This is a genomic window from Alishewanella sp. d11, from assembly GCF_049390205.1.
Classification (GTDB): domain Bacteria; phylum Pseudomonadota; class Gammaproteobacteria; order Enterobacterales; family Alteromonadaceae; genus Alishewanella.
On the sequence record NZ_CP186547.1, the window covers coordinates 1,443,640 to 1,462,581 of the forward strand.

The 18,942-nt window shown below is 46.1% G+C and carries 22 protein-coding genes; 9 read left to right on the top strand and 13 right to left on the bottom strand.

Annotation, left to right across the window (positions count from 1 at the left end; all coding sequences use genetic code 11):
* Positions 1–38 precede the first annotated feature (38 nt).
* Both ACO1PK_RS06495 and ACO1PK_RS06500 read right to left on the bottom strand, forming a co-directional pair.
* Positions 39–935, bottom strand: coding sequence for a hypothetical protein (locus ACO1PK_RS06495; protein ID WP_423187859.1), 897 nt, complete (start codon positions 933–935; stop codon positions 39–41).
* A 184-nt stretch (positions 936–1,119) separates the two neighbouring features.
* Complete coding sequence (locus tag ACO1PK_RS06500; RefSeq protein ID WP_423187860.1) at positions 1,120–2,202, bottom strand: endonuclease/exonuclease/phosphatase family protein; 1,083 nt, start codon at positions 2,200–2,202, stop codon at positions 1,120–1,122.
* A gap of 351 nt (positions 2,203–2,553) precedes the next feature.
* Here ACO1PK_RS06500 and ACO1PK_RS06505 point away from each other — a divergent pair, with 351 nt between their 5' ends.
* Entirely contained in the window at positions 2,554–3,738 is a 1,185-nt protein-coding gene (locus tag ACO1PK_RS06505) for a hypothetical protein (RefSeq protein ID WP_423187861.1), read from the top strand.
* An 85-nt stretch (positions 3,739–3,823) separates the two neighbouring features.
* On the opposite strand, the gene ACO1PK_RS06510 is transcribed toward ACO1PK_RS06505, so the two are convergent.
* The 5 genes from ACO1PK_RS06510 to ACO1PK_RS06530 all read right to left on the bottom strand — a co-directional run bounded on the left by ACO1PK_RS06510 (position 3,824) and on the right by ACO1PK_RS06530 (position 7,620).
* Positions 3,824–4,747, bottom strand: a complete 924-nt coding sequence (locus ACO1PK_RS06510; RefSeq protein ID WP_423187862.1) for a hypothetical protein — start codon at positions 4,745–4,747, stop codon at positions 3,824–3,826.
* 93 nt (positions 4,748–4,840) lie between these two features.
* Positions 4,841–5,770, bottom strand: a complete 930-nt coding sequence (locus ACO1PK_RS06515; RefSeq protein WP_423187863.1) for a hypothetical protein — start codon at positions 5,768–5,770, stop codon at positions 4,841–4,843.
* 84 nt (positions 5,771–5,854) lie between these two features.
* Positions 5,855–6,799, bottom strand: coding sequence for a hypothetical protein (locus tag ACO1PK_RS06520; RefSeq protein ID WP_423187864.1), 945 nt, complete (start codon positions 6,797–6,799; stop codon positions 5,855–5,857).
* A gap of 383 nt (positions 6,800–7,182) precedes the next feature.
* Positions 7,183–7,461 (bottom strand): superinfection immunity protein, encoded by a 279-nt coding sequence (locus ACO1PK_RS06525; protein ID WP_423187865.1) that lies wholly within the window; start codon positions 7,459–7,461, stop codon positions 7,183–7,185.
* 3 nt (positions 7,462–7,464) lie between these two features.
* Entirely contained in the window at positions 7,465–7,620 is a 156-nt protein-coding gene (locus tag ACO1PK_RS06530) for a hypothetical protein (RefSeq protein WP_423187866.1), read from the bottom strand.
* Positions 7,621–7,891: 271 nt separating this feature from the next.
* Between ACO1PK_RS06530 and ACO1PK_RS06535 the strand changes: the two genes are divergently transcribed.
* The 3 genes from ACO1PK_RS06535 to ACO1PK_RS06545 are packed head-to-tail and all read left to right on the top strand — an operon-like array spanning position 7,892 to position 9,937.
* Complete coding sequence (locus tag ACO1PK_RS06535; RefSeq protein WP_423187867.1) at positions 7,892–8,416, top strand: RNA polymerase sigma factor; 525 nt, start codon at positions 7,892–7,894, stop codon at positions 8,414–8,416.
* The gene (locus ACO1PK_RS06540) at positions 8,406–8,999 is read left to right on the top strand and encodes a hypothetical protein (protein WP_423187868.1); all 594 of its coding nucleotides are present in this window, start codon (positions 8,406–8,408) and stop codon (positions 8,997–8,999) included. Before ACO1PK_RS06535 ends, ACO1PK_RS06540 begins: the two co-directional genes overlap by 11 nt.
* A gap of 29 nt (positions 9,000–9,028) precedes the next feature.
* Complete coding sequence (locus ACO1PK_RS06545; protein ID WP_423187869.1) at positions 9,029–9,937, top strand: lysostaphin resistance A-like protein; 909 nt, start codon at positions 9,029–9,031, stop codon at positions 9,935–9,937.
* Between the two features lie 50 nt (positions 9,938–9,987).
* Here the strand turns inward: ACO1PK_RS06545 and ACO1PK_RS06550 are convergent, their stop codons facing one another.
* On the bottom strand, positions 9,988–11,949 hold the full coding sequence (locus tag ACO1PK_RS06550; RefSeq protein ID WP_423187870.1) for a TonB-dependent receptor domain-containing protein: 1,962 nt from the start codon (positions 11,947–11,949) through the stop codon (positions 9,988–9,990).
* A 250-nt stretch (positions 11,950–12,199) separates the two neighbouring features.
* Here ACO1PK_RS06550 and ACO1PK_RS06555 point away from each other — a divergent pair, with 250 nt between their 5' ends.
* Positions 12,200–13,006, top strand: a complete 807-nt coding sequence (locus tag ACO1PK_RS06555) for a peptidylprolyl isomerase (protein ID WP_423187871.1) — start codon at positions 12,200–12,202, stop codon at positions 13,004–13,006.
* Between the two features lie 132 nt (positions 13,007–13,138).
* On the opposite strand, the gene ACO1PK_RS06560 is transcribed toward ACO1PK_RS06555, so the two are convergent.
* The 3 genes from ACO1PK_RS06560 to ACO1PK_RS06570 all read right to left on the bottom strand — a co-directional run bounded on the left by ACO1PK_RS06560 (position 13,139) and on the right by ACO1PK_RS06570 (position 15,783).
* Positions 13,139–13,909 carry a LytR/AlgR family response regulator transcription factor gene (locus ACO1PK_RS06560; RefSeq protein ID WP_423187872.1) on the bottom strand — a complete coding sequence of 257 codons (771 nt, stop codon included), beginning with the start codon at positions 13,907–13,909 and terminating at the stop codon, positions 13,139–13,141.
* Positions 13,902–14,975, bottom strand: a complete 1,074-nt coding sequence (locus tag ACO1PK_RS06565) for a sensor histidine kinase (RefSeq protein WP_423187873.1) — start codon at positions 14,973–14,975, stop codon at positions 13,902–13,904. The genes ACO1PK_RS06560 and ACO1PK_RS06565 overlap by 8 nt, the downstream gene beginning before the upstream one ends.
* Positions 14,976–15,036: 61 nt before the next feature.
* Positions 15,037–15,783 carry a hypothetical protein gene (locus tag ACO1PK_RS06570; RefSeq protein ID WP_423187874.1) on the bottom strand — a complete coding sequence of 249 codons (747 nt, stop codon included), beginning with the start codon at positions 15,781–15,783 and terminating at the stop codon, positions 15,037–15,039.
* Between the two features lie 381 nt (positions 15,784–16,164).
* On the opposite strand from ACO1PK_RS06570, the gene ACO1PK_RS06575 reads away from it, so the two are divergent.
* The 3 genes from ACO1PK_RS06575 to ACO1PK_RS06585 all read left to right on the top strand — a co-directional run bounded on the left by ACO1PK_RS06575 (position 16,165) and on the right by ACO1PK_RS06585 (position 17,339).
* Positions 16,165–16,473: a hypothetical protein gene (locus ACO1PK_RS06575; protein ID WP_423187875.1), complete on the top strand. Its 309-nt coding sequence runs from the start codon at positions 16,165–16,167 to the stop codon at positions 16,471–16,473.
* A gap of 140 nt (positions 16,474–16,613) precedes the next feature.
* Positions 16,614–17,015 (top strand): hypothetical protein, encoded by a 402-nt coding sequence (locus tag ACO1PK_RS06580; protein WP_423187876.1) that lies wholly within the window; start codon positions 16,614–16,616, stop codon positions 17,013–17,015.
* Positions 17,016–17,108: 93 nt separating this feature from the next.
* The gene (locus ACO1PK_RS06585) at positions 17,109–17,339 is read left to right on the top strand and encodes a hypothetical protein (protein WP_423187877.1); all 231 of its coding nucleotides are present in this window, start codon (positions 17,109–17,111) and stop codon (positions 17,337–17,339) included.
* Between the two features lie 74 nt (positions 17,340–17,413).
* Here ACO1PK_RS06585 and ACO1PK_RS06590 read toward each other — a convergent pair whose 3' ends face one another.
* Entirely contained in the window at positions 17,414–17,713 is a 300-nt protein-coding gene (locus ACO1PK_RS06590; protein ID WP_423187878.1) for a type II toxin-antitoxin system RelE/ParE family toxin, read from the bottom strand.
* Positions 17,710–17,952, bottom strand: a complete 243-nt coding sequence (locus ACO1PK_RS06595; protein WP_423187879.1) for a type II toxin-antitoxin system ParD family antitoxin — start codon at positions 17,950–17,952, stop codon at positions 17,710–17,712. The genes ACO1PK_RS06590 and ACO1PK_RS06595 overlap by 4 nt, the downstream gene beginning before the upstream one ends.
* Before the next feature lie 169 nt (positions 17,953–18,121).
* Here ACO1PK_RS06595 and ACO1PK_RS06600 point away from each other — a divergent pair, with 169 nt between their 5' ends.
* On the top strand, positions 18,122–18,928 hold the full coding sequence (locus tag ACO1PK_RS06600) for an alpha/beta fold hydrolase (RefSeq protein WP_423187880.1): 807 nt from the start codon (positions 18,122–18,124) through the stop codon (positions 18,926–18,928).
* Positions 18,929–18,942: the final 14 nt, after the last annotated feature.

An 18,942-nucleotide genomic window follows, 5' to 3' on the forward strand; every position in this document is an offset into this window, starting at 1 on the left:
AGTAAATTTACTCGTTACTCTACAGAATAGCAAAACTTTTATTGCATCGCGCTTGCGGGTGCTGGGCAGTTTGCCGAAGCAGTATTAAGTAATTGCGCGGGATCCGGCGCATACTGTTGCATAAGCTGTTGCACCTTTGCCGTTAACAAAGGGTTTTCCAACATCAGTATTTGACGTCTCTCACAAGCAAGTTGGGTGATTACCGCGCCGTAATGCTTGGCAAAATGGGCATGGATAAAACCTGTTTGCCAGGCCTGTTCTAAGCCTTTTTGTAAACGCTCCGCTAACGCAGGCTCGGTTGGTGCAACAAACAACATTGCCGGTTGCGGATAATAAAAAAGCAGGCTTTTTTCAGCAACGAGACCTGCCGCTTCAGGCAAGCTAAGCTCGTAGGCAACTTCATTAATGCTCCGCGCATAACAATCAAATCGCTGTTGTTTTAGCATATCAAACAGCAAAAAAGGTAGGGGATTTACAGTCACCAGCAGATTATTGGCTCTGAGAATATCCACATCTGGCCAGTTTGCGCCTTGACCAATTAATAAATCGGCGTTACGCCAATCATCTAGGGTATTAATAGCCGAAAATTTAGCTTGTTGCTCAGGCGTAATTAAACAAACACGATACCCCAACAAGCCTAAACTAAGCGGAAAATACACCGGTAATAGCTTGGTTTCTCGGCTAGGATTCGGGGCAAAAACAGCAAGCTGCAATACCTCACCGGCTTTCACCAATTGCTCAACGCGGCCTTGGGTCATTGGCTCGACAAAGGTTAACTCCACCTTGCCATACTCGGCTTCCGTAGCCTGTAACGCATAATTGACCAAGGCGAGATGAGGGCTGCTTTGTAACTCAGCAATAGCGTAAACTTTCTGAGACGCATAAGCGCTGCTGGCACTCAATAAAAGTACAAGGTAGCTCAGATATCGCATCATAAAAAGCCTCCAATGCTTTTAACATCATGCTACACCAGTGGTGGTGAACGCCATCGCAGCTCTGCGAATTTAAAGCCCGCAACCAACAGAGACAACTTACCCTAAAACGCCCTATTAGTTGGTGTGGATACTTAGGGTAGTTGAAAAAAACGCGAGTGTCAGTTTTTTAGCAACAATCTGCTATTCAGAATTGGGATAACTGCATTTTTGCCCATATAGGAAAATGATCAGACAGCTGCAGCGGAGCACCTTCATTGAGCACCTTGGCTTCGCTTACCGACCACTGCGATGAATAAAATAAGTAATCAATGGTGCGATCTGGGCCAGTCACTCGCGGGTCATTCGGAAAATGGGTGAACCAAGACGCAGGCGAACGCTTGATTTGTTCTAAACTGGGGAGCATGGACCAGCGATCGGTTAAAACACTAAGCTCGGTTGGCGCCACATAATAACCTTGTTGCACCTTGTCTAAGGCTGCAAATTGTCCAGGTGCCAGCAGGTTAAAGTCGCCACCAATCAACCAAGGCTGCTGTTGTTGATCAAGCTCTGTCAGCAGATCATGCACCCGCGCAACTTGCTGTTGCATGGTATCAAACCCTTGCACAAACGCATCTAAATGCGTGTTCAGCACCGTAATAGTGCCGCCCGCTTCCGTTGGCAGCTCGACCTGCAAAATCGCCCGTTTTAAATAAAACTGCCGAGTAATTGGGTCTAAAGGTACCTGCGGTAAGCTAATGCGTATCGCATCAGCTAGTTGAAAACGCGATAGCGTCACCAACTGCATCCCCACCGCCCCCATAATATTGGGATCAGGCACAAATTTAGCTTTCCAATAATACGCGGCAGCACTACAGGGATACTGGACTTTTTGTAACTGTGCTAACAATTGTTGGGTTTGGTCAGCATAGCCAGTGCTGGCAGCGCCATTATCCACTTCTTGCAATAACAAGATATCCGGTTGCCACTCATCAATCAGTGCCGCTATACCCGCCAGCGTTTGTTGCACCGACTCTGGTTTTGGCCGCTTATCTGGACCAACCGCATCGGGTAAATCATAATAAAACACGTAATCTTTACCGGCGAAATATTGCACGTTATACACCATCACTTTAAGAGGCTGTTTGCCATCATAAAGTGGTGCTTCAGCCGAGCACTGCAATAGCGCAGGTTCTATAGGTTTTGGCTGATAGGTTACGTAGTAAACCCAAGCGGTAAAAGTGCCACAGAACGCGATAACAATTAACAATGTATACTTTAATAACTTCAATTACTTACCTAAAAATTTTATGCTGCATCAGGCAATTCCAATCGCGCACAGTCGAAAGCAATATGCTGAGATGCTCTTAAAAAACAGCATGCTACCAGCAGTTCTTGAATTATTTATGGCAGTGGTAGATGAGCGACATTAGCTCGCACTCAGCATTATTTGCTGTGACTTGATAAATAATAAGATGCGAGCCAACGGATGGAGATGTACCGGCGGGTTAAATGTGAAGATCTGTATCAAAACATGCTTCTTTGCTCATTACATTAACAATTGTTATTTGTTATGTAAGTTTGACAAGCCAATTTAAGCCCGCTAACCTCATTTTAACCTTTTAAATAAATAAGCATAAATATGAAACACATTCTTTTCTTACTGTGCTTGTTTTTAAGCGGCAGTTTGTGGGCTACAAATGTTAGCTACCAGATAGACATCGCAGTGTGTGATATTTGTAATCTTCAAAGTGCTCGTGAGTTAGCCTTGACTAAAGCTCCTCCCATACAGTGCAGTGGTGATCCAACCCTCACCGAGCAACCGGTTTGTAGCGCAGAGATGAAAGAGCTGATTGTTGCCAACCCAGTAGCGCTAACCGCCTATAAATTTCGAGTACAACGGTCGCATGTTAATAACCTGGGGCAACAACAGCAATTGGAGCTTAACTGGGGCGAACAGCAAATAGTAAACCGCTTCTTTGAAATTGATCGTGAAATCCGCGAGGCCGTGTGGGCAATTAACGGCGAGCTGGGTACCTATCAACAACCTGCCCGCCAATTTAACTATGCTGAGGCTAACGCAGCGCCGGCCAGTTCCGCTGCTGACTGCCAGAATTCTGCTGCCGCTCATCTTTTTAGCTCTAAGCAAAACAGGGGGCGATTGCAGGATGTTCTTCGCACCGGCATTGCCAATGAGATTGGCCAAAATAGTTGGCGCCAGTACGTCACGTCCTTAGAGCTTACTGGTATTACCGGAGGCAGCAAGTTAATCGTTAAAGGAGGATTATCACCCAGTGCCAGTGCAGAAGTGAGTGGTAACTTTTCATTTGACGTGACAGAGCAATCCGTTTTATTGCGAGCTCTTGGGGGCTCATCCTGCAGCTTATTTGGCCGGTTTTGCTCGGAAGATATGGATAATATAATCAATTACCATGTCAGTTATGCGGGCCGAGCCGATACACGTGGTATTGACAAAGTTCAGTTAGAGTTCGCATTGCATCCTGGAACATCTCGCTTTGATGGCGTTATGGTAAATTTGCTTTTGGCTCAAGGCGAACCGCCACATGGCATTAATATCCAGGAACTGCCCCCAGAAAGCTGTCTTGCACAACTGTTAAAAACGCAGCAGGATAACTATGATCAAGGCTTACCTTCTGATGTTCTGTCCGATGGGCAGATTAGCCTGCCACTGGACCGTGACTTTGGTGATGGCTTGGGTAACCGTCCAGTCTGCAAACAAACGACCACTATCACAGTGTGTACCGGCACACCAGATAACATGGTATGTCGGCCAAAGACATTTCACAGTATGAGACTTTGCGATTAACACAATTTTGTATGCTCGGTGGAGGTGGCGTCTTTATTACAGCGCGCTTAGTACTGGGCAATAACCCCTTGCTCTAATCGCTATGTCAGTAGAGTAAGGCTGCCGAAATAGCTGAATAAGTGATAAATTCAGCTTCTGTCCAACCTTGCTGGGCGGCATAGGTTTCATATATAGTATCTGACTTGAGCAGAGTTCCGATAAGCGCCAGCGCACCGATTTGATTTGCCTTGCGCCAATCACGATCTCGCTGCTGGTCAGGACCTGCGACAAGCCGCGATCGCTTAAGCGCTGCCAGTCGTGCTGTCGCTAGATCAGAACTGCCAGCCATAATATAAGCTGAATCTGCAATGTCATAATACTCCATAATGGCAGGCGGCCAATCTTCAGAAGCATAATCTGGCATTCTGCCACCTTGGTAATCAGGATTCTCAATATGGTATTGCCTTTCCAGCTCATCATAAGCCAAATTGGCTAACAGCGCTGCATGACGTTGAAAAACTTGTCGCTCCGCTAATGGCAAAGAATCACCTCGTTGCCATTTCTCCCTTATCTGTTCTACCTGTTGCTGAAAAGGCACGTTAAATAGCACCTCTAGCTCGGCAGGAGTCGGCATCCCTTGCTCCAACAAGCGTCTATAATCACGCGAGTCGTTAAACTCAAACATCCCCAGCAGTGAGCTATTAAGTTGTTGTAGCTGCTGTTGCCCGTCGTAGCTAAGTTGCTGCAATAGCTCGGTATAGGAATTGGCGGGTGCAAAAGGCTCGCCAGATGCAAAAAAAGCCGGTAAAGCCTTTTCGTCGACGGCTGAGGACGTCTCTGCCACTGGTGCAGTTGGCGTTGTGGCAAGTTGCGCAGGGCTTTTAGCCGCTGGTAAGACAGCAGCTGATGTTGTTGCAGGCATAGAAGCAGCTAAAGGCTTGAGCGGTTCGCTTACCTTAGGCGCTAAGTAGTAGCCAAGGGCTAAGCCAATAATCAGCATTAATGTGGCAACTATTGTTGTTTGTTTCATCGCATGCTCCTTTGCATATCGGTTAGCTAGGGAAATAGTTCCCTTCAAAAGTTTGCTTATTAATTACATAAGGCATACACAAGCACAGCTCGATTAACGCTCTAATGCTTCACTTATAGCCAAAAACTCTAACAACTCTGTATCAGACCAATGTTGTTTGGCCGCATAATGGTTATAAACACTATCGGAAGCAATAAGTTGGCTTATTTTCGCCAGCTGAACTAATCGCCGAAGCTGATTAGTCTGCTCTTTGAACTTTGTATTGTCATAAGTGAGTAATTTTTCGAACTTTAAATTAGCAATATAAGCGGTTGCTAACTTATTTCTATGATTTTCAACATAAAGTGAAAACGCGTCTTGATAAAGCGATTTTAGATCTGTCGGCCAGTGATCAGAGCCTAAGTCGGTAATAGGTCCATCCTGATATTCAATATTGTAATAGCGATATTCAGCTAAAAATTCGTCAATAGCCCTATTTGCAAGCAAAGCGCTGTGACGGTCAAAGGCGCGTTTAGCTTCTGGTGTCCAAGAACCGCTTGCTCTTTCGTCTTTGTATTTATTTGCTAACTCTTGCCATTGTTGCTTCACCGGATTATCAAATAATACGCGAAGCTCTTCAGCAGTAGGCATGCCCTGTGCCAGCAATATTGCATATGCTCTGGGTTCGTCAAACTCAAACATTCCCATTAATACATGGTTTAGCTGCTGAAACCGTTGCTGGTCATCATAGTTAAACTGCTCTAACATTGCGGTATACGAAACTGCGGGAGTGGGCTCTCTGCTAGGCGCAAAAAAAGTAAGTGCGTTTTCAATTTCAGCAGACGGTGGTTGAGATATCAAATGGGGTTCTGCAGTCGCAAGTTTCTCTTGGCTAGTATCCGGTAGGCAAAGAGGTAAGCTTACACTATCTGCCGCAGCACTTTGCAGAGTGGCTGAGTGACCAATTACCTTAGGCGCAAAATAGTAGCCAAGGGCTAAGCCAATAACCAGCGTTAAGCTAGCAACGAGTAGGCTTTGCTTCATTTCATCTCCTTATGCTGACACCAACAGTTGCTTATATTCTTAGCCACTGTTCCAACACGGCGTTATACCTTTACCGCATTCACTCTAACGCAGTATCGCATTACCAATAACAACGAATTTGCTCCGTTCAACATCCGACCAATTACGCTGGGCGGCATAGGTATCGTAAACACTATCTGAATATAAAAGATTACTGATTTGTGCCAAGGCAGCCAGTTCCTTTATTTTAAGTACTTCATAATCCACTTTATCCCCGCGGGTAAACAGCTGCTCAAGTTTAAACATGGCAAGCCGATTAGTGGCCAAACGTGAGTTAGAATTGATAATGTAAAGGTCCATGGCCATGCGATGCAGCGTACTTAGGTTAGGCGGCCAATCTTCTGCACCAAAATCCGGCATACTGTCGCCTTGTTGGTAGTCGGGGTTGTCGAAACGATATTGCTTTATTAACTCGTCAATCGCTAGGTTAGCCAATAAGGCAGCATGACGTTCATAGGCTTGCTGTACTTCTGGCTGCCACGCCTCACGCTGGCTTTGCGCTTGATAGATGCTAACCAATTGCTCTAACTGCTGGTCCATCGGGGTATTGTAAAGTAGCGCCAGCTCTTCCGGTGTTGGCATACCTTGCTCCAACAGGTATTTGTATTTACGCGGATGGTCAAATTCAAACATCCCCAGCAGCGAGCTATTAAGTTGTTGTAGCTGTTGCTGCCCATCGTAGCTAAGTTGTTGCAATAGCTCGCTATAAGAATTGGCCGGTGCAAAAGGCTCGCCTGGCGCAAAGAAAGCCGGCAAAGCCTTTTCGTCGGCGGCTGAGGACGTCTCAACGACTGGTGCAGTTGGCGTTGTAGCAAGTTGCGCAGGGCTTTTAGCCACTACCGGCATTGTGGGTAAGACAGCAGCTGATATTGTTGCAGGCATAGAAGCAGCTAAGGGCTCGAGCGGTTCGCTTACTTTAGGCGCTAAAAAGTAGCCAAGGGCTAAGCCAATAATCAGCATTAATGTGGCAGCTATCATTGTTTGTTTCATCGCATACTCCTTTGCGAACTGCTTTGCTGGGCAGTTATTATTTTTATGATCTTGCTGAAGGTTACACAATGCTCCTGAAAACCCTATTTAAAAATAAGCTTAACGCAAAGAGCAACAATACTAAGTAATGCCAACATACTTTTAAACTTGCTGTCGTATGTCGATAAAATCACCGAAATCAAAATACATACTGTAAAAAAGATAAGCAAGCTTAAAGCCGTTATTTTACAAAAAGTTGCTAAAAAGATTTTCTGGGTAGGCTTTAGGTTAATAAACGCTAACTCGCGTTATCTGCTGTTGCTTGATAAAAAAGATGTGAACCAACTCAACGCTGCTGCACCTGCAATAGCCATGCAGGCGCAACGCATGGTCTCTTACCTACTTCACACAACTGGCTTTAAGCGAGCTTTTGCAGCGAGCTTGTCGCCTAATTTACCTGTTACGGCCCAAACGATTAGTGCGCCCCAGGCAATCACCGAAAAACCTGCTGGTACATTTAGCAGCGCAATTTTGCCAAGGTGACTGCGGTTAAATAATAGCGCCAGCAAGCTGGGTAAAAACCACACAGTAAAGAATAACAGGCCAAATAGCACCAGAAAAACCCAATCGGCTTGTTGCCAGGCGCTACTAAAGGTGGCGATAAATTGATTTAACATGTCCATGGCTTAACCCTCTTGCTGAATTTTTTTGGCAGTGGCGTCAATGACTACGGCAATTAACCACATTGCGACAAAGAAGATGCCGAATGACATCAGCTCGTTACTATTGCCCTGATAGAACGCAGGGATAACTTGTAAGAAAAACTGTTCTAGTGTTGCCATTTTTGTATCCTTATTTAAGTAAGTTTTGGAGTTAAGCTTAATGTTAGCGTTCAACGGCACTCAGCGAACTGAGCTGCGCTTTAAGTGCCTCGACTTGCTGGGTGTTTGCTAAAGAAGTCGTGACGACTTTGTAAACTGTTACACAATATTTTTTATTTTTTTATGTAACACTTGGGCCAAGGCGGCAGACTTAACGCAAGAACACAGGGATACACAGGGATAGTTTTGTGTGCGCTATAACAAAAACAACAGAGAACATAGCGAGGGTTTTTTGACATTTTTTAAACACAGCGCTGACACACCAGAGCAGTTTTTACTGCAGCTTTGGCAGCAAAATCAGGGCGCCATTAGCCGTACCCTAATGGCCTCGGAAGCGGATCCGGCAGCGCGACAAGATTTAAAGCAGGATATTTTTCTGGCATTACATCAATCGGCTGCCCGCATTCAGGCAGCAGAAATGCCACGGGCCTATTTATTTCGCATCGTGCATAACGTCACAGTAGATCATATTGCTCGCGCCAAGCGCCAACAATGGCAAACACTGGAGGACGAAGATCAACAGCATGTTGTGCAAAATTGCCCCTCTACCGAGGTAGCTGAACAGCAACAAAGCCAGCAGTTAATGCAGGCGGTACGGCGATTATCGCCAGCGAATCGACAAGTTATGTTGTTGGCGATGGAAGATTTAGATGCTCCTGAGATCGCAGATATTCTGCAGATCAGTCAAGGGGCGGTAAGGGTGCGTTTAAACCGCGCCAAAACAGAACTTATGGAGTTAATGCAAGATGGCAGATAACTTTGACTTTGCCGCGCTAACCAAAAGCTGGCAGCAACAAGCAACACCAAACGACTTAGCGCCAAGCGCTGCAGATTTAACCCAGGCTAGCCAGCGCCAACAACGGCAACGCGTTATTATGTATGGTGAATGGTTAGGCGCTTTGGTCATGATGATAGCGGCTTATGTTTTTCTTAAGGATATGCAAGGTTGGCTGGGCTACCTTACCGCAGGCTTTCTCACTTTTGGTGCACTCAGTACCTTGTATATTAGCTGGCGGGTGCATAAGCCGATCCTCGCCTATGACAACTGGAGCAGTAGCGGTTTACTGCAATTTCGTTTACGTAGTTGTCAGTTGGGCTTACAGTATTATCGATTTAACCAGTTGTCTTTTGCCGCGCTGATCTTGTTTAGTGCCTTACTTTGGCTAGGTAATACCTTGCAACCATGCACTATAGCCACGAACTTACTGCTGTTTTACGGTTTAGTGATCTCACCGCTGTCGGCGCTAGGCATTTATCTGCTGCAACGTAAGGTGCAGCAAAAAACCACTGAGCTAAAGCAACTTAGCCAATTAGCCGCAGACTTTCAGCCAGCTGTATAAAACAAAATTTAACAACTAGTACACCTATTATGATGATATTGGCCTTTGCTGCCTTGGCCTTGGCGCTGTTTAGCCTACCACTGCGGCGTTTAAATGTTGCGATGGGGATCCCAGTGTTCTCCCTACTGTTTGCTACGCTGGCATTACTAGGCGCATTTTTTGCGGCCATCCTTAGCTTGCCAACGCTGCTCTTATGCGTGGTCGGTGCCAGCTTGGCGTTATGGCTAGGGTATTTGCCAACACTGCCTAGCTGGAAACCGCTTGGCAGCTTGCTACTGGCGCTGTTAGCTCTTACGGCAGCGTTACATTGGTGGCCGGGGATACAAAACCCGCTCCTGCTGTCGGCACAGCAACTGACCGCCGATGCGATCCCTTATACCTTATATGCAAATTTTGATAAGGGCTGGGCGGGCTATTGTTTGTTATTAGCGCTTTGGCCAACCCAGCTCGCTATTAGCCGCTCGGCACATGGCGTAGTGGTTAGCTACTGGCAAACCCTGTGGCGTGGCTTATGGCCAGCTTGGCCTGTAACAGTGTTACTGGCGTTAGCGCTAGCCAGCATGCTGGGGCTGATTAAGTTAGCGCCCAAGTGGCCTGATTTTCTACTGCTGTTTGTTTTTTGTAACCTGTTGCTGACCTGTGTCGCCGAAGAAGCCTTTTTTCGGGGGCTATTACAGCGCCCGTTGCAGCAACATTTAGCGGCGCGCGGTATCCATACAACCACGGCGGCTTGGCTGGCGATAGTGACAGTGAGCGTGTTATTTGGCGTTGCCCATTTTGCCGGTGGCTGGGCCTATGTGCTGGTCGCTACCCTTGCCAGCCTGGGTTATGGTTGGGCTTATCAGCGCAGTGGCCGACTTGAAGTGGCTATACTGGCGCACTTTGGGCTTAATTTACTGCACTTAACGCTGTTTACTTACCCGATGCTAATTAAATAAGGGCGGTAACTCGCACGCCGCCACTGCGGGGAGTGGCGGCGAAATATGTGTTAGAACTGATAGCTAACGGCGAGGCGCAGATCACGCCCTGGCTCCTCGGTGGCAAAACCATTTTGCCGCAAGGTGCTGTGGCTGATATAACGCTTGTCGGTGAGGTTGTGTAGCGCCAGCGTGAGCTCCAGATCTGGCATAGCTTGCCAGTTGATATTGAGATCATGGGTGCTAAAACCGGCTTTACGATCCAATTCGTTAATCGTAATACCTTGCTGTACTGTTAGCTGGTAACTCCAATGCCAAGTCGGGGTAAGCTGTTGCCCCAACCGCAAGTGGGCTTTATCGCCCAATAACGCGCCTGCTCTGGCACTATGTTGCGGTAAAACGGGTAAGTTACGGGTGCTGGTATGATTGACATTTAACTCGCTAAACCAGTTTTGCCAAGTTAACGCCAGCTTGGCATTAACGCCTTCAAAGTGAATAACCTCAGCCTGATTCGCAAGTGCAGTAACCGGTCTATTGCCCAGCCCACCAGTACCGCCGTGGGTATAGATGATAAAGTCGCGTAGAGTATTATGAAAATACGCCACTTCGGCATTCAAACTGGCTTGCCCTAATGCCAGATCAGCTAAACGCAGCCCGAGCTCTTGTTGTTGTGCGCGTTCTGCTTTGGCGGGTGCGGCAACGCCTGGCTGAATATTGCGGGCAAAATGCACTGGCAAAGTCCCAAAGCCACGACCGCTAGTGCCATAACCAGCAAACAGTTGCCAATGCGAACCTAGCTGATACTGCGCCTGCACGTTTGGCGACCAGATATGACCACGGGCTTCATCTTCACCATAGGCGGTTTGATAGGCATCCCGGCGCACCCCAGCAGTGAGTAATAAATCAGCCAGCTGCCAGTCGGTTTGCAAGAACACGCCAAGGTTATCGTAATCAACCACATTTTGCTTGGTTGGTAAGTTGTTACCCTGCGCATCACCTTGCTCAGATAAATAATCCATACCTAACAGCAGCTTGCCGTGGCTTGACAACAATAGCGTATTTTTTAGGGTAATGCCCTGACCTTGGCTGTAAAAGGCTTCATTAAGATTATCCAATGACTCCCAAGAGGTTTTTTGCTGGTACGCCACTAATTGCGGTTTAAACCAATCGTGATCAGAGCGGAAACGGTAATCGAAGCTGGTACTCTCGCGTTGCAGGGTTTGTAAACGCGGCGGCCGGTTTTGAATGGGCGGTTGTACTTGGTAAGGATAGTCACCACGTTGCTGGAAATTTAGCCCACGGGTGCGATTTACCTCGTGCCCTAACCGCACCGTATGATCGCCAATATGGGTAAACTTAACCAGCAAGTTGCGATCATCATAACCAGAAAACGGCACTTTATCGCCACCGCCAATACGTTGCTCATCGGCATCGGTACCACCGGCATACAGCAATACGCCAAAGCCCGCTTGATGTTGTAATGCTAAAGCGGAGTTTAGGGTTTTGGCCTGTTGCGCCGACGCATAACCAGCCCGAACAAACCCACCCAGTTGCGCGTTGCTGGCGATAAAGTCTTGGGCATCTTTAGTAGTAAATTGTAAACTACCCGCCATTGCGCCCGCACCGTCTTCCGCCCGCGCGGGGCCAGCATGAATGCTGACTTGCTTTAAAATTGCCGGATCAACCCCCAGCATACCACCACGATGGTTATATAAATTTGGGCCTTGGCGCGCACCGTCTACCGAGATATTAACATTGGAGCCTTCAGCGCCACGCAAAAATAAGCGCCGCCCTTGCCGATCGCCGCCACCAATCGAAATATCGGTAATGCCTGCAAATAAATCCCGCACTTCACGCGCGGCACTTTGCTCTGCATAATCCAACATGCCCCACGACTCAGGTTTAGCGCGCACTTCAATGCGCTCAATATCCTGCTCTGCGGTAGGCTTGGCTTCTTCTGCTAAAACAGTTTGACTAAGCGTCACCCCTTGTAGAATGGCGAGTATCGCCAGTGTTGTTGCGGTAAGTTTCATCGTTCGCCCTCAAAAAAAATTAGGCGAATGCTAATGATTATCAAATGCGAAAGCAAGTGATTTTCATTACTATATCTGAGTCTGGTTTTCACCTTGTTACCTAGCCAAAGCGTTTAGTTAAATGCAACCTTGACTCTAGATCGCCTCGGCTTAGCGCTTTTCAATGGAAATCTTAGGCTGAAACAAGTATGGTAAGCGGGTTATTCTCCTCGCTTAACCAAAGCAGACTTGATGTTAGATGGAAACAAGAATGAAAACACAAAAATCGTTGTTATGCGCGCTAGCCCTGTTGGGTGCAAGTTTATCGCTTTCTGTACAAGCGACTATTGTTGAAATTAAAACCTCGCTTGGCACTTTTGAAGTTAACCTGTTTGACGAGACCACCCCAGAAACTGTCGCCAATTTTTTAAAGTATGTAGAAGCAGAAAGTTACAATAATAGTGTGATCCACCGTTTAGAACCTAACTTTGTCATTCAAGGTGGCGGCTTTCGTTATACCGGGCAATTGCCACTGCGCGCTATCCCAGCCTTACCTGCGGTAAAGAATGAGCCAAAATGGTCGAACCGTCGCGGCACTATTGCTATGGCAAAACTGGATGGTCAACCGGATAGCGCCACTAACCAATGGTTTTTTAATATTAAAGATAACCACGAAGGCACTTCAGGCCTCGATGCACAAAATGGTGGCTTTACGGTGTTTGGTCAGGTTACTGCGCAAGGGCTAGAAATTTTAGACGAAATTGCTAAGCTAAAACGCTTTAATATGGGTGGTGCCGCAACCAGCATCCCATTACGCAATTACACTACAGCCGATGCCAATGCCGGTAAAATTGTTACCGATGAAAACTTTGTGATGATTGAAAGTATTACGGTGGTAGATGCGCGCCCCAATACCGCAGCAGGCTTATCGCCAATTGCTAACACTACCCCGCCAGCGCCACCGCCAACCACACCTGATGAAGGTTCAGACTCTAGCTCAGGCAGTATGCATTGGTTAGTGATGTTATTATTACCGTTAGCGCTGTTACGTCGCAGAGCGGTTAAAGCAGCAAACTAAATCGAATAACTGGCAAGACTCGTCACTCGCGGGACCCAGCTCCCGCTTTACGCTTAAAACGCCATATCTTGCCAGCAACCTAGCCGCTACGTTAGCTTGCTGGCAATATCCCTCGGCCTTCTCGCTTACACGCTACAGCCCCAACCAACGATTAAACTCGCTCGTGCGGCTTTGGCTGGTTTTTAATTGCACATTATTGGCCAAAAACAGCGTTAGCGTATTTTTGCAGTAGCGCTCTAAGCGCAAAATATGCTGACTTTGCACAATTTCGCTGCGATTAATCCGAAAAAACAGCGCAGGATCGAGCACCGCCTCTACCGCCGCCAAACTGCTGTAAGGTAAATAATGCCGTTTGCCCTGGCGATCAAAGGCCATCAATAAGCTACCATCGGCTTGCACATAGACAATATCTTCAACCTGCAAAAAATAGATTTGCTGTTGCTGGCGAATCGCCATGCGGCTGACATAGTTTGGCTTAGCTGCTGGCAAGGATTGGAGTAATTGTTGTAGCTGATCCACTAACAGCGGCTCGGCTTGCGGTTGGCGGCTTAACTGCCGAAATTTTTGCCAAGCTTGCTGTAATTTTTCGCTGCTGTAAGGCTTTAATAAATAACCAATACCAAAGTTATCAAAGGCCTTTAGCATAAAGTCGTCATAGGCGGTGATAAAGATCACTGGGCAAGGCGGCGTATACTGTTGATAGCTTTGAAACACATTACCGTCACTTAATTCGATATCAGAAAAAATCACCTCAGCGCTATGACCTGCCGCCAACCATGCCGACACCTCTGCCACGCTAGTCAGTTCAGCCACAACACTAATCTGATCCGGCAATTCCTGCAGCAGCCGCTTAAGCTTACTGCGGGCCAAGGGTTCATCTTCAATAATCACAACCTTAAACATCGTGCGCTATCCTGCTTGGCATATCGGCTTGAGAGATAAGCGGCAAGCTTACGCTAAACTGCTCGGCCGTTTGTTGTATCTCAATACTGTGCCCGGTTAAAAACAAAAACTGTTTCGCCAAATTGGCTAAGGCAATACCATTCCCCTTCACAACGCCTTGCTTGGGTTGATAGGGGTTGCTTACCACTAACTGATGCTGTTGCAGTGTAATGCGCATCAGCAACGGTGCTGCGGCAGAAGCCTGATTATGGACTAGTGCATTTTCGAGTAACAGTTGCAAGGTAAAAGGCGGCAGCAAAAATGCCACTGCGGCTTGATGATCGACCGCGATCTCGAGTTGATAATGCTCACTTAGCCGTAATTGCATTAAGCGAAAGTAGTGCTGGGCAAAGCGTAACTCTTGCGCAAGCGGCACAGCCTGCTGCTGGCTATTTTGCAAAGATAGGCGGTATAAGTCGGCAAAATCATGTAAATATTGGCTCGCTTGGCTAGGATCGACACTAATCAACTCATCTAAGGTATTAAGCGAATTAAACACAAAATGGGGGTTTAACTGCGCCTGTAACTGCTGAATTTTTAACTCAGCTAATTGCGCATTATAGTCGGCCAATTGTTGACGATAGGCTGCCGCTTGCTGGATATGTAGGTAAGCCAAGTAAATCCCCGCATAGAGCGCCAAATCCACGACGTACCCCAAATTGGCCTGCAATAAAACAGCACTGTTAAAGTTTTTGCTGATGTTGCCAAAGGCCGCTGCAATTAAAAGGCCGATACCATTGGTAAATAACACATAACACAATAAGGCGAGCAGTAAAATACGGGCATAATGACGCCATGTTAGCGCCTGCTGCTGCGCAGCATGGTGCCGATTTAGCCAAAACCGTAACACGCTAAAAATCAGCAAGGCCGCCAAAAACTGCATTAGCGGCCCCTCGGGCGTCACGGTGTACCAAGACACCATACCGGCTTTTACTCTGTTGCTAATCACTAAAAAGTAGCTAAAGCAAAACACCAGCACTAAAAAGGCGCGGTCTACCTGCAAATATGCCAGAAAACGCTGCAACATAATGAGTTATTATCCTTAAAAAATATCAGGCGCCAGCGGGCGCCTGACTATGCAAGGGCACTTAGGGTTTTTGCGAACCAGACCAAGTGTGCGTCACCTCGCCTTTACTGTTGATAAACTGTAACTGCACTTCGTCGTGCTCGTCTACATAAAACATGGCACGGGGTGAGCCGTCTTTGGCAAACAAAAATAACCCATTGTTCTGTTCGGCGGTTTTACCCAACAAAATACGCGGCGCCCCCCCAATTAAGCCTTGCTGCTCATACTCGGCAATTTTTCTGTTCCGCTCGGCTTTATCGGTAATTTGCGCCAATTCCCGCATAATTTCCCGTACTTTATCTTGGGTTTCAAACTCAGGGCGATCATTAAAGGCCAAGCCAGAGCGAATCACCCGTCTGTCACCGCGCTTTTCATCCACCGTAAGCAGCTGCATAACCTGATCGCCATCGTATTTATCAAAGGTCAGCGACATACCGGCACTATGGCCACGCGCGTTCTTACTGCCGTCGTAAATAAAGCCACCGGCCTCCATCCCCTCTTCATTAAAGAACAACATACCCGAGCGCTTTTTCCGATCTTCATTTAGTACCTTACCGTTAACTTCCTCGGTAGTAGGAAAGCGCGCCGTATTGGTTAGCAACATTTTTACCGTGCCATCGGCTTCAATAATATTTAGGCGCTCTACCGATAAGGTTTCAAAGCGGGCATCATTATTCGCTTTCATACCGGTTGTTAGAATCACGGCAGACAAGGCTAAGCTAGCAATAACAGCGCCACGTAATAGTTTGATTTCTTTTTCGATTTTCATTGTTCATTCCTGCGGTGTGTTTAAGTTGTACTTAGTATCCGCACCAGCCGCAGCAACCGCAAAGAGACTTTGCCAAGCTAAGGAATAAACCGCCGCAACGCAGGAAAAATCGCCACGAATAAATGGCCAAGGCCTACCAAAATGACATTTTTAAGAAAAATGACTTAGCAAAGGACTGTATAGATAGCCATGCAAACCTCCTAAACCGCCAAGCCTTGATAGACGGATAAATCCGTCTTTGCCTCGAGGAAGTTAAATTTGTTCCATTTAAAATGTTGCCTAGCTTGAAGTTTCTGGTTAATGTAAACAGCATTAAATTTACAATTACGGAAAGATCAGTGTTTAAAGTTCCGTTGAATAAGCGTTATGTGACTCGATAAGATGAAATTACCAACAAAGACTGAAATTATAATTGGTTGTGTTTTTATAAGCTTTGGCGTCATCAGGTTGTTTTACGCACCTAATGAGTTTAATCCGGGTTGGTATGCAATATTTTCTGGCATAACATTATTTCTTTTCCCTGGACCTCAACTCAGAGAAAGGTACAAACAAACAGAGGAAACAAAAGAGAATTGGCGACAGAGTGCCAAAGCTCAAAGTTCAAAAAGCTTAAGTTGGTGGGCGTCTCCGTTTCCGTGGGCTTTATTAATCTGTTTAGTAGTGGTGGTTGTTTTTGCAATCGTCACATAACAAAAAAATATTATCGCCAGCAAAAAGCGCTGGCTGCGACGTCAACCCGCTGCGCGGTTTTCCGCGCTAAATTTGGGCGTTATGCCGGCTGAAGATTATCGGCACTCTCAGGAACAACAACAATGAAGCACGGAAAGCAAATGTCAGTATTTCTTAAATTTCGACTAGTTATTTTAGCTTGCCTAAGCCTTACTCTTTCGGCATGTATTACTTGGCCAGGACATCGCCATACTGTAGATGAAGAAAACTTCTATTTACATATCACTGCCCCTTCTCGTGTTATAAAAGAAGAAATTCGTTTTAACGCTGAAGAAACCGAACTATTATTTTTACCCCGAAGTGCTCAGATCGAGTTAGTTGTTGTAGATGATATGGGAAAACATCAACTTACGATAAAAGAACACCAAGGTTCTATTGTTTATCACTACAGGTTAAATGGACGTAAAACGACGTTTGGAGCCAAAGAAAAAGAGTGGTTCGTATCGCAAGTCCCTTTAATCATTGAAAAATCTAAATATCAAGATGTTCCGAGTCAGGCATAACAAACGCCAGCACAACGCGCCTTTGGCGCTTGACTCGCAACAAGTTGCTCGCCGTTTAGGCGCGCATTATGTGTTTTCAGAGGTATTAGTTTAATGTCAAACGAACTAAATGTGGTTCAGTCACGGAATGCTAAATCGGATTTCAAAATGCTGGTTGTTTTGGCATTTTGCTTCGTTGCCATGTCATTTTTTGCAATAGGTTTTGTATATGCTCAAGCGTCAGAAATTGGCATTTTAGTTAAGCTTCTGGCAATCATGGGTACTGTAAATGTTGCTATGATTTTCTACGTCATCAAAAAATTCAATGATTTATCAAACATATAACAATGCGCAGCACTCGCGGCCTGCGGCCGCTGGGACGCCAAACCGCAACAAGTTGCTCGCGTGTGTGGCGAGCGTTATTCGCCAAGTATCGGATTAACATCCATACTTTTATGAAGAATACGGATGATTTTAATTTGTTGGCTGCCGATCTGTTGATAAAAGATGACGTGGCTACCTTGAGGGAATTTACGATATCCGATTCTGATTTCATCGCATGTTTTACCGATGTCAGGGTTTTCTGCTAAAAGCCAAAATGAATCATCAAATTGTTTTAAATAGATATTTCGTTGCTCTTTTCCCCAGCGCCGCTGGGTAAATAATGCGATATCTCGCAAATCGGTTTTAGCAGCAACGGTGAGATTAAATGGCTTCATCGAGAGTTTTCACTATCAAGTTCATTGATAAAGCTATCGAGGTCATATTCTGCATCACCGCTTTGTTCGCCTTCGACAAGTAGTTGACGAAGAGAGTTAAGTTTGGTTTCTTGGTTTTCGAGTAAGCGTAGCGCTGAGCGAATGACTTCACTCGCTGAGCCGTAACGCCCACTTTGGATCTGGCTTGCAATAAAGCCCTCAAAGTGTTCTCCAAGAGTGATGCTTGTGTTCTTGGCCATGTGCAGCCCTCCAAATACCAAAAGATACCTAATTATGGTATTAAGTGAAATTATGAGCAAGGCGCATAACAAACAAATTTAATTGCCAGCAAAAAACGCTGGCTGCGACGTCAACCCGCGGCGCGGCTTTCCGCGCTAAATTTGGGCGTCAGTGTTTTAAGGAGTTTTTTTGAAATTCATTTTGTTATCGTTCCTTGTGTTGTCTTTTTCAGTGGTTGCAGAACCGAAGTTTTCAAAGGTTGGGGACTTTGAGCTGGAATATGAAATCGCTGGCAGTGGTGAGTATATAGTCCTGCTGGAAGGTGGCGCCGGTGCTGGTCTATCTGACTGGGATCCTGTCTTCTATAAAATTGCTGAAAAAGCGACAGTTATTCGCTACTCAAGGGTAGGCAATGGCAATTCAACTAAAATAAAGCGTCATTTTACTTCTGACGAGTATGCTGAGTATGCCAGCAACCTTTTACTAAATTTAGGGATTACGCAGCCTGTCATTTTAATTGCTCATTCGTATGGCGGTAATGTAGCTCGGGATTTTGCAGTGGCTTACCCTGCACAAATACAAGCACTACTGATGCTTGATCCCTCTTCGGAGCATGATGTGGATATTATGCGTGCGATTAATTTAGAGCAGGCTAACAAGGAAATTGCTGCGGTTAAGCTTGCTGATATGGAAAATGGCATGTCAAATAACTACTTGGATTTTTGGAGCAAGAGACCTTTACCTAACTACCCACAGATCAAAGACATGCCTGTTACTGTTATTGCCTCGATCAAAAAAAATCCCAATCCTCCGCACTTGCTTGCTAGTGATCAAGGTGTAGTCAAGTGGGGTGAGACATGGAAACAATGGGCTGAAGCTTTCCCACAAGGGCGGGCAGTATTAACAGAGATAAGTGGTCATTTTGTGCAGTTTGACGAGCCTGAATTAGTAGTTAGTGAACTTACCCTAATTATTGAGCGGCTTATAAAACACTAACAAGGCGCTATTGT

Bases quoted from the DNA above. Each gene is read 5' to 3' on its own strand.
- ACO1PK_RS06525 (WP_423187865.1), bottom strand. From the start codon at position 7,461: ATGGACATGTTAAATCAATTTATCGCCACCTTTAGTAGCGCCTGGCAA.
- ACO1PK_RS06580 (WP_423187876.1), top strand. From the start codon at position 16,614: ATGTCAGTATTTCTTAAATTTCGACTAGTTATTTTAGCTTGCCTAAGC.
- ACO1PK_RS06585 (WP_423187877.1), top strand. From the start codon at position 17,109: ATGTCAAACGAACTAAATGTGGTTCAGTCACGGAATGCTAAATCGGAT.
- ACO1PK_RS06510 (WP_423187862.1), bottom strand. From the start codon at position 4,747: ATGAAACAAACAACAATAGTTGCCACATTAATGCTGATTATTGGCTTA.
- ACO1PK_RS06555 (WP_423187871.1), top strand. From the start codon at position 12,200: ATGAAAACACAAAAATCGTTGTTATGCGCGCTAGCCCTGTTGGGTGCA.
- ACO1PK_RS06530 (WP_423187866.1), bottom strand. From the start codon at position 7,620: ATGGCAACACTAGAACAGTTTTTCTTACAAGTTATCCCTGCGTTCTAT.
- ACO1PK_RS06575 (WP_423187875.1), top strand. From the start codon at position 16,165: ATGAAATTACCAACAAAGACTGAAATTATAATTGGTTGTGTTTTTATA.
- ACO1PK_RS06550 (WP_423187870.1), bottom strand. From the start codon at position 11,949: ATGAAACTTACCGCAACAACACTGGCGATACTCGCCATTCTACAAGGG.
- ACO1PK_RS06565 (WP_423187873.1), bottom strand. From the start codon at position 14,975: ATGTTGCAGCGTTTTCTGGCATATTTGCAGGTAGACCGCGCCTTTTTA.
- ACO1PK_RS06520 (WP_423187864.1), bottom strand. From the start codon at position 6,799: ATGAAACAAACAATGATAGCTGCCACATTAATGCTGATTATTGGCTTA.
- ACO1PK_RS06505 (WP_423187861.1), top strand. From the start codon at position 2,554: ATGAAACACATTCTTTTCTTACTGTGCTTGTTTTTAAGCGGCAGTTTG.
- ACO1PK_RS06545 (WP_423187869.1), top strand. From the start codon at position 9,029: ATGATGATATTGGCCTTTGCTGCCTTGGCCTTGGCGCTGTTTAGCCTA.
- ACO1PK_RS06495 (WP_423187859.1), bottom strand. From the start codon at position 935: ATGATGCGATATCTGAGCTACCTTGTACTTTTATTGAGTGCCAGCAGC.
- ACO1PK_RS06590 (WP_423187878.1), bottom strand. From the start codon at position 17,713: ATGAAGCCATTTAATCTCACCGTTGCTGCTAAAACCGATTTGCGAGAT.
- ACO1PK_RS06515 (WP_423187863.1), bottom strand. From the start codon at position 5,770: ATGAAGCAAAGCCTACTCGTTGCTAGCTTAACGCTGGTTATTGGCTTA.
- ACO1PK_RS06595 (WP_423187879.1), bottom strand. From the start codon at position 17,952: ATGGCCAAGAACACAAGCATCACTCTTGGAGAACACTTTGAGGGCTTT.
- ACO1PK_RS06540 (WP_423187868.1), top strand. From the start codon at position 8,406: ATGGCAGATAACTTTGACTTTGCCGCGCTAACCAAAAGCTGGCAGCAA.
- ACO1PK_RS06570 (WP_423187874.1), bottom strand. From the start codon at position 15,783: ATGAAAATCGAAAAAGAAATCAAACTATTACGTGGCGCTGTTATTGCT.
- ACO1PK_RS06560 (WP_423187872.1), bottom strand. From the start codon at position 13,909: ATGTTTAAGGTTGTGATTATTGAAGATGAACCCTTGGCCCGCAGTAAG.